This window comes from uncultured Oscillibacter sp., from assembly GCF_910579365.1.
Taxonomy (GTDB): Bacteria; Bacillota; Clostridia; order Oscillospirales; family Oscillospiraceae; genus Oscillibacter.
In genome coordinates this window covers 1-7,313 of record NZ_CAJTUX010000095.1, presented here as the reverse complement: position 1 = coordinate 7,313, position 7,313 = coordinate 1, and the positions used below count along the sequence as shown (strand labels likewise).

At 60.6% G+C, this 7,313-nt stretch carries 10 protein-coding genes and 2 pseudogenes; 1 reads left to right on the top strand and 11 read right to left on the bottom strand.

The genetic code is table 11. From position 1 onward, the window contains the following. Positions 1–357: hypothetical protein (locus tag QZ329_RS14180; protein ID WP_295753654.1), on the top strand; the 357-nt coding region annotated here is incomplete at its 5' end. A 380-nt stretch (positions 358–737) separates the two neighbouring features. Here the strand turns inward: QZ329_RS14180 and QZ329_RS14175 are convergent. From QZ329_RS14175 to QZ329_RS14130, 11 genes and pseudogenes are all read right to left on the bottom strand, one after another. Beyond that, entirely contained in the window at positions 738–917 is a 180-nt protein-coding gene (locus QZ329_RS14175; protein ID WP_295753653.1) for an N-terminal phage integrase SAM-like domain-containing protein, read from the bottom strand. A gap of 13 nt (positions 918–930) precedes the next feature. Beyond that, a pseudogene (locus tag QZ329_RS15660) lies at positions 931–1,281 on the bottom strand (transposase); the annotation flags it as partial. Between the two features lie 255 nt (positions 1,282–1,536). Then, on the bottom strand, positions 1,537–1,887 hold the full coding sequence (gene rplT, locus QZ329_RS14170; RefSeq protein WP_295753652.1) for a 50S ribosomal protein L20: 351 nt from the start codon (positions 1,885–1,887) through the stop codon (positions 1,537–1,539). 19 nt (positions 1,888–1,906) lie between these two features. Further along, positions 1,907–2,104 carry a 50S ribosomal protein L35 gene (gene rpmI, locus QZ329_RS14165; RefSeq protein ID WP_295753651.1) on the bottom strand — a complete coding sequence of 66 codons (198 nt, stop codon included), beginning with the start codon at positions 2,102–2,104 and terminating at the stop codon, positions 1,907–1,909. Between the two features lie 60 nt (positions 2,105–2,164). Next, complete coding sequence (gene infC, locus QZ329_RS14160) at positions 2,165–2,689, bottom strand: translation initiation factor IF-3 (RefSeq protein WP_295753650.1); 525 nt, start codon at positions 2,687–2,689, stop codon at positions 2,165–2,167. Between the two features lie 477 nt (positions 2,690–3,166). Further along, positions 3,167–3,634, bottom strand: coding sequence for a MarR family transcriptional regulator (locus tag QZ329_RS14155; RefSeq protein WP_295753649.1), 468 nt, complete (start codon positions 3,632–3,634; stop codon positions 3,167–3,169). Between the two features lie 85 nt (positions 3,635–3,719). Next, positions 3,720–4,151: a 3-hydroxyacyl-ACP dehydratase FabZ gene (gene fabZ / locus QZ329_RS14150; RefSeq protein ID WP_365352217.1), complete on the bottom strand. Its 432-nt coding sequence runs from the start codon at positions 4,149–4,151 to the stop codon at positions 3,720–3,722. 2 nt (positions 4,152–4,153) lie between these two features. Next, entirely contained in the window at positions 4,154–5,395 is a 1,242-nt protein-coding gene (fabF, locus tag QZ329_RS14145; protein ID WP_295753648.1) for a beta-ketoacyl-ACP synthase II, read from the bottom strand. A gap of 28 nt (positions 5,396–5,423) precedes the next feature. Beyond that, positions 5,424–6,167, bottom strand: a complete 744-nt coding sequence (gene fabG / locus QZ329_RS14140) for a 3-oxoacyl-[acyl-carrier-protein] reductase (RefSeq protein WP_295753655.1) — start codon at positions 6,165–6,167, stop codon at positions 5,424–5,426. After that, a complete protein-coding gene (gene fabD / locus QZ329_RS14135; RefSeq protein WP_295753647.1) occupies positions 6,167–7,105 on the bottom strand; it encodes an ACP S-malonyltransferase in 939 nt (312 codons plus the stop codon). Before fabD ends, fabG begins: the two co-directional genes overlap by 1 nt. Further along, a pseudogene (locus tag QZ329_RS14130) lies at positions 7,102–7,313 on the bottom strand (nitronate monooxygenase); the annotation flags it as partial. The pseudogene QZ329_RS14130 and the gene fabD, both read right to left, overlap by 4 nt.

The window sequence follows — 7,313 nt, the reverse complement described above, 5'->3', positions numbered from 1 at the left end:
ATTTTCTCATTTCCTCTGCTCTCCGGCAAGGTGTGGGGGAATTTGACGCTTACCTGTTTTCCAAACGGTTTCCCTTATTTTTTCCCTTATTCTCATTTAGGTCCCGGAAACGCCTTGAATAAACTTCTCTATTCGGTCGGCGCTGGCCCGCTTCATTTCCTCCGTGACATGTCCATAAACGTCCAGGGTAAAGGCGGCGGGGGTAATCATGCGGCCCTTGCCGTTCTTCGTAGGCGTGAGACGAAACTCCCCAGAGTGTCCCGGAACCTGTTGAAGCTGCTTATTGATGAAGATGGTCCCACAGTCCAGGTCTACACAATCCCAGGTCAGGCCGCAGACCTCGCCGCAAGCCAGTGAACAGCGCTACCAGATAGAGAACTTCAAAGCGGTGTCCCTGGATAGCTTCTATAAAGGCCCGGATTGCATCATCATCCAGAGGCTTGATGTCCTTCCGCTCTGCTTTCGGCAGTTCACAGGCAGTCGTAGGATTTGAGTGCAGATAGCCTATCGCAATTGCCTGTTGCAAAGCCTTGTGAAAAATCCCGTGGATGCACTTAATCGTTTTAGGTGACAGTCCGGGCTTATCTCCGTGAGCAGTCCCGAGGTCATTATATTACTTCCGAACTGATTACTTCCGAACTGAAAGGTCGGAAGTAATATGTGCCATGTTTTGCGGTTGCCGCTGTAAACAGCGGCAACCGCAAAACGGCTTAAATCAAATTCATTATTTCCGAGCTTTAAGCTCGGAAATAATAAAACTGTTGAATCGTGTGGGTGTTCAGCTTATTAAGTCGAACCATTCCCAAGGCGGGCTTGATATGGTTGTTGACGTGCTGGGTATAGTTCAGGACCGTGTAAGGTCTTACGCCTCCCAGGTAGGTTTCCAGCCAAATATCCAGCCATTCGCCTACGGTCATTTTGTAGCAATCATCAAAAAACCCAACAATAGACAGAAGCGGCGAACCAATGGGAGCAGTCCAGGGGAGAAACCCAAGAGAGAGCTTTCTGGATGGCCTCCGGGAGGAGATTCAAATTGCGGATTTTCCAGCAGTGCAGGATGGCTTTCATCTTGGACCACATTTTCTCAATAGGGTTGGGATCAGGGCTATAGGGCGGAAGGTACGGGACTTTCATACCCTTTGCCTCCAGAATTTCCCGGACGGCCTTTACATGGTGAGAACGCATATTATCCATCACTACGATGTCATCTGGCCGAAGGGCCGGAAGTAAAGTCTCCTTCAAATACTGGACAAAACGTTCTTCGGTCGTTCCGCCCTGGTAAGTTGTAAATGCTTATTCCCCATCCAAGCGAGTAGAAATAATCTGACAAAATGACTTCCGGCATGGGCAGGGCCTCCTTTTGGGCAAAAGAAAAAGCACGATTTTTCAATCGTGCTTTCTCTCGGGTGTTAAATTGTGTCACATTGGCTTCGTTTTGCGGTGACTGCCTGATGTTTTTGGGTTCTGCGCGTCATTCTTTATCAGGCACACCCTTCCGGAGTCCTTTTCCTTTTTTCCGGAAATCCGGAAAGCCCCTTACGCCTTCTTGGCGATCTCGGTGAGCTGAGTGAAGGCGGCGGCGTCGCTGACGGCCAGCTCCGCCAGCATCTTGCGGTTGATGTCGATGCCCGCGGTCTTCAGGCCGTGCATGAAGGTGGAATAGTTCATCCCATTCAGCTTGCAGGCGGCGGAAATACGGGTGATCCACAAAGAACGGAAATCACGCTTTTTCAGCTTGCGGCCGGTGTACGCGTAGCTCAGGGACTTCATCACAGCCTGATTGGCCACGCGGAAGTGCTTGGACTTGGAGCCCCAATAGCCCTTCGCCAGCTTCATGATCTTATTTCTTCTCTTGCGCGTCATCATTGCGCCCTTGACTCTAGCCATTTTTAAAAGCCTCCTTTTCTTACTTGTAGGGGATCATCTTGCGGATCGCGTCCACGTTGGTGGCGTCGGCATAGCCGCCGGTGCGGAGGCGGCGGGTCCGCTTGGTGTCCTTCTTGGTCAGGATGTGACTTTTAAAGGCTTTGGCGCGCTTGACCTTGCCGGTCTTGGTGAGGTTGAATCTCTTCTTGGCGCCGCTGTGGGTCTTCAGTTTCGGCATAACGATTGACTCCTTCCGTATTGTTGAAAATCTTTTGATTCAGACTGGGCGGAACGCCCTTCATTTACCGGCCTTGGGGGAGAGGAAGATGGACATCATCCGTCCCTCCAGCTTGGCGGGCCGGTCCAGATTGGCAACATCGGCGCACTGCTCCGCAAAGCGGGTCAGAAGGTCCCGCCCAATGTCGGTATGCGCCATCTCGCGGCCGCGAAAACGAACGGAGACCTTGACCCGGTTGCCGTCGGCAATGAACTTCTGGGCATTCCGGAGCTTTGTATTGAAGTCTCCGATGTCGATGCCCGGAGACATCCGGATTTCCTTGATCTCCACCACGTGCTGGTTCTTTCTGGCCTCCTTCTCCCGCTTGCTCTGCTCAAACCGGAACTTCCCATAGTTCATCAGCTTGCAGACCGGGGGCTTGGCCTGGGGCGAGATCTTGACCAGGTCCAGACTCTGTTCCTCGGCGATTCGCAAAGCCTGCGCGGGGGCCATGATGCCAAGCTGCTCGCCTGCAGGACCAATCAGCCGGATTTCCTTGTCGCCGATACTCTCGTTGAGTTCATGCACTTGCTTACTAATGGTCAAAGCACCTCCATCCTAAAAATCACAAAACGCGGACGCCAGAAGGCACCCGCGCGACAGCAAACCGCCGGAACCGGCAGCTTGTAACATGCGTTGTTGACCTCTTCGCGATGCGCTGGAGGTGAGGCGGATGCAGTCAGCCCTCTTTGTTTTGCCAACTTAGTATACCAGCCCGCCCGCCCTTTGTCAACAAAGATTTTTTCTTTTCATGAATAATTTTCAAAGCCTCCGGCAAGAATAGGTCTGTACTCATTGGGGGACGCCTTCAGGCCGGCAAACACCATGCTCTGGCGGTCTCAAGACGCCCTCCATGGCCGAAAGGAGGTATTCTCAATGCAGAACCGTGAAAATCAGAATCAGAACGAGCGCGAGCAGAACCAGCAGAACAACCAGAAGGAGCAGCGCAATCAGAAGGAGAACCGCAAGTAAGCTCCTCCTTTTCCAGAATCAGGCGGCAGGCTTTCAGCCTGCCGCCTGATTTTATGCCCCGTTCTCTCCCTCCGCCTCCGGCGGCAGGCCCACCTCCGGCATTAGCTCCCGGCTGACAATCTGGAGCATTTCCTCCAGCTTTTCGCACTCCTCGGGCGTGAAGCGGGTGGTGAGACGGTCCATCACCGTTTTGATATAGCTGCTGGAGATGTTATAATAGTCAATGTATTTCTGCGTAACCTCCAGATGGTACTCCCGCCGGTCGCTGGCGGACTGGACCTTTCGGACATAGCCCTTCTTCACCAGGCTGTTGACCTTATAGGCGGCGTTGGGCGGGGAGATGCGCATGAAGCTCGCAAACTCGTTAATCGTGGGACTGCCCAGAGCCTGGATGGATTCCATGCAAAAGGTCTCCACCGTGGTCAGACTGGCCTCCCGGTCCTGAAAACGCCGGAAAATCTCCTGATAAAAATGCAGCTTGAATTTGGAGTACACACGGTTAAACGCCTGCTCCAGCATGGTCCTTCCCCCTTCCGCAACATCTGCGCCGCCTCCATTATAACGAAACCGGCGAAAAAAGGCAACAGGGGGTCCGGCCGCTTCTCTATCCAATCGCAAAGGTCAGCTCCGCCGTGACGGCTGTCTCGCCATCCACCTTCGCCACGCACTCGCCCACGCCCACGGGGCCCTTTTGGCGAATCAGCCGGCACTCCAGCTCCACCACGTCCCCGGGGACCACCTGGCGCTTGAACCGGGCGTCCTTCACCCGGCCCAAAAACGCCAGCTTTCCCTGATTCTCCGGCAGGGCCAGCACCGCCACGCCCCCCACCTGGGCCAGCGCTTCGATGAGCAAAACGCCGGGCATTACGTGCTTCTGGGGAAAGTGGCCTTGGAAAAAGGGCTCGTTGACGGTGACGCATTTCACGCCCCGGGCCCACTGGCCCGGCTCCCCGTCCACAATCCTGTCCACCAGCGCGAAGGGATAGCGGTGGGGCAGAATCTCCGCAATCTGGTTGGAATCATACCGCATGCCCATGCTCACCCCTCCCATCTCTTGAACAGCAGACTGGCGTTGTGTCCGCCGAAGCCCAGGGAGTTGGACAGGGCGCAGCGGATGGCGGCCTCCCGGCCCTGATTGGGGACGACGTCCAGGTCGCACGCCGGGTCCGGCGTCCGGTAGTGAATCGTGGCGGGGAGGAAGCCGTCCCGCAGCGCCAGGGCGGTGAAGATGGCCTCCACAGCCCCCGCCGCCCCCAGCATGTGGCCGGTCATGGACTTGGTGGAGCTCATGGCCAGACGGTAGGCGTGGTCCCCGAAGACCGCCTTGACGGCGGCAGTCTCCCCGGCGTCGTTCAGATGGGTGGAGGTGCCGTGGGCGTTGATATAGTCCACGTCCTCGGGCTGCGCGCCGCCATCCGCCAGGGCCTGGGCCATGGCCTCCGCGCCGCCGCTGCCGTCGGGCCGGGGGGCGGTCATGTGATAGGCGTCGCAGGTGGCGCCGTAGCCGGTGATCTCGGCGTAAATCCGCGCGCCCCGGGCCCGGGCGCGGTCCAGCTCCTCCAGCAGCAGAATGCCGGCCCCCTCGCCCATGACAAAGCCGTTCCGCTCCGCGTCGAAGGGGATGGAGGCCCGGGTGGGGTCCGTGCTCTGGGAGAGGGCCTTCATGGAGGTAAAGCCGCCGACGGCCAGAGGCGTCAGCGCCGCCTCGGCGCCTCCGCAGAGGCAGACATCGGCATAGCCGTCCCGAATGTAGTGGAACCCATCCCCCACGGCGTTGGCCCCGCCGGCGCAGGCGGCCACGGGACATGCGCACAGCCCCCGGAAGCCCGCGTCAATGGCCACCCGCCCGGCGGCCATGTTGCAGATGCCTGTGGGAATGAAGAAGGGGGACACCCGGTCCCATCCCCGGGCAAGGCCCCGGTCATGCTCCTCCTCCGTGATGGCGATGCCGCCGATGCCGCTGGAGACGATGACGCCGCACCGCCGGGGGTCGGCGCACTCCGGCTGGAAACCGCCGTCGGCCAAAGCCTCCCGGGCGGCGGCCAGGGCAAACTGGGTGAAGCGGCCCATGCGCTTGGCCTCCGGCTTTCCAAACAGGACCTCCGGCTGGAAGTCCTTGACCTCGGCGGCCAGCTGTACCTTCATTCCTGCGGGGTCATACTGCGTAATGGGCCCAATGCCGCAGCGGCCCTCCCGCACGCCCTGCCAGCTCTCCTTGGCGGTGAGGCCCAGGGGCGTCACCGCGCCCAGGCCGGTGATGACGACTCTGCGTCGTTCCATAAACAAACCTCTTTTCACTCGTTGATCCTCACATGGACATACCGCCGTCCACCGCCAGGACCTGGCCGGTGATATAGGCGGCCTCGCCGCTGGCCAGGAAGGCCACGGCTCTGGCCACGTCCTCCGGCGCTCCCAGGCGGCCCAGGGGAATGGCGCTCCGGGCGGCTTCCCGGGCGGCCTCCGGCAAAACGGCGGTCATATCCGTCTCGATAAAGCCGGGGGCCACGGCGTTGACGGTGACGCCCCGGGCCGCCAGTTCCTTGGCCAGGGATTTTGTCATGCCGATGATCCCCGCCTTGCTGGCGGCGTAGTTCACCTGCCCGGCGTTGCCCCGGAGGGCCACCACGCTGCTGAGATTCACAATGCGGCCATAGCGCTGCTTCAGCATCCGCCGGGAGGCGGCCTTCATGCAGAGGAAGGCCCCCCGCAGATTGGCGGCGATCACCGCGTCGAAGTCCTCCTCGCTCATCCTTAGGAGCAGGTTGTCCCGGGTGATTCCGGCGTTGTTCACCAGGATATCCACCCGGCCGAACTCCTCTGCGGCGGCCTTGAACAGCGCATCCACCTGGGCGGCGTCGCAGACGTCGCAGCGTAGCGCCAGGGCATGGCCGCCCGCCGCCTCCACCGCCGCCGCCGTCTCCTGGGCCGCCGCCTCGTTTCCGGCATAGCACAGGGCCACGTTGGCCCCGCCTCCGGCCAGCTCCAGGCAGACGGCCCGGCCCAGCCCCCGGCTGCCACCGGTGACGACAGCGGTCTTTCCCTCGAAATTCATCATCCGTTCTCCTTTACAAGCCGCTCCAGGGCCTCCACGTCCGCTGCGGTCTCCGCCGCGTAGACGGGGAAGCCGGGAACGGTCTTCTTCACAAAGCCGCTGAGGGCCTTCCCGGGGCCGATCTCCACCAGGGCGTCCAGTCCCAGCTCCGCCATACGGCGGATGGAATCCTCCATGTATACGCTGCTTTGCACCTGCCGGACCAGCAGAGCGGGGATGGAATCCCCGGCGGCCTTTTCCCGGCCCAGGCAGTTGAACAGCACCGGAATGCGGGGCTCCGCGAAGGACACGCTTTGGAAATAGCGCTCCAGCGCCTCCCCGGCGGGCTTCATCAGCGGCGTATGGAAGGGACCGCTGACCTTCAGGGGCAGGCAGCGCTTCGCCCCCTGTTCCTTTGCCTGGGCGGCGGCCTGTTCCACCGCCGCCTTGTCCCCGCCGATCACCAGCTGACCGGGGCAATTGTAGTTGGCAATCACCACGGTCCCCAGGCCGGAGGCCTGACGGCAGACGGCCTCCAGCTGCTCCCGGTCCAGACCCAGCACCGCCGTCATGGCGCTCTCGTGCCCCTGGGCGGCCTCCTCCATAGCCCTTCCGCGAAAGGCCACCAGGCGGATCGTCTCCCCCGCGCCGAAGACCCCGGCGGCATAGAGGGCGGAATACTCCCCCAGGGACAGGCCCGCCGCCGCCGAGGGGACGACGCCCCTCTCCCGCAGCTCCGCCGTGAGAGCCACGGCGAAGGCCGCCATGCAGGGCTGGGTATAGCGGGTCTGATTCAAGACGCCCTCGGGGTCCTGGAAGCAGGTCCGCTTCAAGTCGAAGTCCACCTCCGCCTGGGCGGCGTCCAGCGCCACCCGGAAGGCAGGGCAGGTCTCGTACAGGTCCGCCCCCATGCCGGGGTGCTGGCTGCCCTGTCCGGCGTATAAGAAACCGAGCTTCATGGCGCGGCCCTCCATTCGTTCATAATCTGCTCCATCTGCTCTTTCACTGTGGAGAGGCGGTTGACCTCCCCGGCGTTGGCTCCGCAGAAGAAGAGGCCGTTTTCCCAATCCCCCTCCACGGCGGCGATCAGCGCCTGGGAGATGCAGTAGGGAGCGGTTTTGCAGTCACAGGCGGCAAGGCAGCGGTCGCAGCGGGTAATTTTCGGCT

Excerpts from the sequence above, each read along its gene's own strand:
- fabD (WP_295753647.1), bottom strand. The coding sequence starts at position 7,105 with ATGAAGCTCGGTTTCTTATACGCCGGACAGGGCAGCCAGCACCCCGGC.
- QZ329_RS14175 (WP_295753653.1), bottom strand. The coding sequence starts at position 917 with ATGACCGTAGGCGAATGGCTGGATATTTGGCTGGAAACCTACCTGGGA.
- fabZ (WP_365352217.1), bottom strand. The coding sequence starts at position 4,151 with ATGGGCATGCGGTATGATTCCAACCAGATTGCGGAGATTCTGCCCCAC.
- fabF (WP_295753648.1), bottom strand. The coding sequence starts at position 5,395 with ATGGAACGACGCAGAGTCGTCATCACCGGCCTGGGCGCGGTGACGCCC.
- QZ329_RS14155 (WP_295753649.1), bottom strand. The coding sequence starts at position 3,634 with ATGCTGGAGCAGGCGTTTAACCGTGTGTACTCCAAATTCAAGCTGCAT.
- rpmI (WP_295753651.1), bottom strand. The coding sequence starts at position 2,104 with ATGCCGAAACTGAAGACCCACAGCGGCGCCAAGAAGAGATTCAACCTC.
- rplT (WP_295753652.1), bottom strand. The coding sequence starts at position 1,887 with ATGGCTAGAGTCAAGGGCGCAATGATGACGCGCAAGAGAAGAAATAAG.
- fabG (WP_295753655.1), bottom strand. The coding sequence starts at position 6,167 with ATGAATTTCGAGGGAAAGACCGCTGTCGTCACCGGTGGCAGCCGGGGG.